The sequence below is a fragment of the Streptomyces sp. SBT349 genome, assembly GCF_001083795.1.
Classification (GTDB): Bacteria; Actinomycetota; Actinomycetes; order Streptomycetales; family Streptomycetaceae; genus Streptomyces.
In genome coordinates this window covers 1-2,300 of sequence record NZ_LAVK01000594.1, presented here as the reverse complement: position 1 = coordinate 2,300, position 2,300 = coordinate 1, and the positions used below count along the sequence as shown (strand labels likewise).

Annotated in this window: 2 protein-coding genes; both read right to left on the bottom strand. The window is 74.3% G+C overall.

What is annotated here, in order from left to right:
• Positions 1-513: DoxX family membrane protein (locus tag ADY01_RS34995; RefSeq protein WP_159001629.1), on the bottom strand; the 513-nt coding region annotated here is incomplete at its 3' end.
• A gap of 575 nt (positions 514-1,088) precedes the next feature.
• Positions 1,089-2,300: FtsX-like permease family protein (locus ADY01_RS40095; protein ID WP_049580868.1), on the bottom strand; the 1,212-nt coding region annotated here is incomplete at its 5' end.

The following is a 2,300-nucleotide window of genomic DNA, read 5'->3' as shown; positions in this document are numbered from 1 at the left end:
CCGTGCCGGGGCCCGGGACGCGGTGCTCCGGATCCTGTGCAGGAGAACCGTGAGGCACGCGGCGATGAGCACGACGTTCTTCACCACGTACTGGCCCTCCAGCGTCAGCTCCATCGGCATGTCCTCCGCCCAGATGGCGTCCGGCGCGAGCACGAAGACGGTGAAGACGCCCGCCATGTGGACGAAGAAGACCGCCAGGGTCAGCCTGAGCAGAATGCCCGTGATCAGGCCCACGCCGATGGACGTCTCCAGGATCGCCAATAACAGGCGGCAGACCTCGGGCGGCACCAGGTCGAACGACAGCGCCCGCGTGCACCGGATGGCGAGTTCCTCGGCCGGGCTGCCGTGCGGAATGAATTTCAGCACCCCGAACCAGAGGAAGACGATGCCCACGCTGACGCGCAGGACCAGGGTGCTGATGCGGCCGTACAGGGCGGCGAAGGATTTTTCCCATCGGGCGACACGCGCTTGCACGCGGCCAGGGAGAGATGCCATAGGACGCGCGTCTTCCATGGTGAAGCTCCTCACACGATGAGGTGTGTCGTGGGCAGTGGCCGAATTCCGGTCGTGGGGTGGGAGGTTGGCCGGGTGTGAGTGCCGCGCTGTGCGTCGTATGCGCGATGGCGTGCGACCTGGTCGCGCCGCTGACGCCCTGGAGGGAGGGGGGTTTGCCTCACCCGGGATCGGGAGATGCGGCCTCCCGCGCGTGCTCTGACAGGCATCGGGTGGGAGGTGCGGCCGAGGAGGGCGGCGGGCAGAGGGGGCCCGTCACCAGCCGTTCGCTGTCCAGGAAGCCTTCCGCGGAAGGCGTCCGCCGCTGGAGTGAGGGGCCCTGAGAGGGTTCGCTCGCCGAGGTGTTGGTGGATCAGTGCATCCAACACGCAGTCAAGGGAACCATCTTATGTATAGGATCTTCGTCGCTGGTTGTCAAGAACCGGCAACGGTCCGCTGACAATGCCCCGTCGGCGCCTGGACACATTGCCGGTCCCGGGCATCCGACCGCCGGCACGGGCCACGGCCCGCCCCCGGGACCAGCGGCGGCGGATCCGTTTCCGTGGACGCCGCCCCGGGCCCCGGAGCGCGGCTGCTCAGGCGGATCTCAGCTCATCCGGGGTGGTGGTGGCGCGCAGGCACAGGGCCGCGGTGGCGGTGGTCGCCAGGAGGAGGGCCAGGGCCGTGGCGGTGAGGAGGGCCAGGCCGGCGAGGGGCAGCTCCGCCGGGACCGCCGTGACCTCCGCGCCCGCGAGGACGGCGTCCGGCTCGGTGCCGAAGAGGGCGCGGCCCAGCAGGGTGCCCATGGTCAGGGCCAGCGCGACGGCCGGCACGGCGGGGGCCAGGGCGCGCCATGCGAGGGCGCGGACCAGGACGCCGCGCGGGACTCCGGCCGCCAGCAGCGCGGCGTGGTCGCGGCGCCGGGAGAGAACGCCCTCGGCGAGCGCCACGAGCAGGCCGCCCGCCGCCACGACGAGGGCGACCAGGACGGCCAGGTTCACCAGGTCCAGGCTGCGGACGTAGAAGTCGTCGCCGCCCGCGAAGGTGGCCTCCGCCTCGGCGGCGGCGACGAAGTAGGCCCGCACCGCCAGCGCGCCGGCACCGAAGACGACGGCGGCCAGGAGGGCTCCGAACGCGCGGCTGCCGCTCCACGGGTCGGCCATCAGCGCGCGGGCGGCCAACAGTTCGGCGGGCCGACGGGCAACGCGGTGCAGGACGCGGCCCGTTGCCCAGGAGATCCAGGCGGCTCCGCACGCCACCCCCAGCGTGACCAGCACCGCGCCGACGAGGAGCAGGGCGGGCAGCGGCCACGCGCCGTTCCGCCCGGTCATGGGCAGCACCACCAGGTACGGGAGCGCGCCGAGCACGATGAGGGCGGCGGGCCACGGGCGGGGGTCCTGGCGGCCCGAGCGGCGGCTCGCGCCCAGCGGGTCGACGGCGACCCGGCGCGTCATCAGGGCGGCCGCGAGCACGGCGGCCAGGGGGAGGACGAGGACCACGGCGGCGAGCGCGAGGGGGTGCGGCAGCACATCGGTCGGGAGGGGAAGCCTGCCGTCGGCGGCCGGGCGGTGGAGCAGTTCGCGCCCGGCCAGGTGGACACCGAGGCCCGCGACGGCGCCGACGAGGGCGGCGGCCCCGGTCTCCGCGGCGGCGACGGCGGCCGTCTGCCGGGGCGTGGCCCCGGCGAGCCGCAGGGCGGCGAGGCGGCGCTCGCGGGCGGGCGCGCCGAGGCGGGCGCACTGGCCGGCCAGCTCCAGCACCGGAACGGTCAGCGCCAGCAGGGTGAGGACCACCCCGGGGCGCAGACC